Origin of the sequence: Erwinia sp. MYb416 (assembly GCF_037479575.1) — a bacterium.
Classification (GTDB): domain Bacteria; phylum Pseudomonadota; class Gammaproteobacteria; order Enterobacterales; family Enterobacteriaceae; genus Erwinia; species Erwinia rhapontici.
Map to the genome: position 1 here is coordinate 1 of NZ_JBBGYT010000183.1, position 574 is coordinate 574.

1 protein-coding gene is annotated in these 574 nt (G+C 57.0%); it reads right to left on the bottom strand.

Features of this window, described 5'->3' with window-relative positions; translation table 11 throughout:
* Positions 1-494 (bottom strand): cellulose biosynthesis cyclic di-GMP-binding regulatory protein BcsB (locus WH277_RS01740; protein WP_339504031.1); only part of this gene is annotated, 494 nt, incomplete at its 3' end.
* Between the last annotated feature and the right edge of the window lie 80 nt (positions 495-574).

Genomic DNA, 574 nt, shown 5'->3' on the forward strand with positions numbered 1-574 from the left:
CCGATATCCAGCCAAATCGAACTGTACGCCGGATTTTCGCAGACATTGGTGTAATGTCCCACCAGTTCAAAACGGATGCGGTTGAAGTCACCAATAAAACGCGGGTCAATCGGCACCTCCACCTGGTTCTCTTTTCCCAGCTGTTCAGCCGTCAGTGTCACCAGTCCGACCATTTCGTCATTCAGGTAGATTTTCAGGTGTGACAGCGTCGGGAGCAGGGCGGGCGACGGGCGGAAACTGAGCATCAGCAGCGCCTTAGTCGCCACCTCATCGCTGCGTACGCCGAATTCGATCTGCCCCTCGGGATGGGTGCCGCGCAGGGAAAAAGCACCGGGCGGTGGCGCGATTTTTCCAAAGTTGAGCACCGATTCACGCAGCGGTGCAGCAGGCAACGGTGTTATCAGAGGCGCCTGTGGCGTTGCAGTATCGGCTGCCTGACTCAGTGGCATCACCCCGAGCAACAGCGCGGTAAACCAGCTTTTTTTTATCGTCATCATTTTATCTTCACTGTTGCGTCACGGGGCTGCGCACGCGCCCCACACCATGAGGGAGGAAAGAGGTTATCCACGCTGCC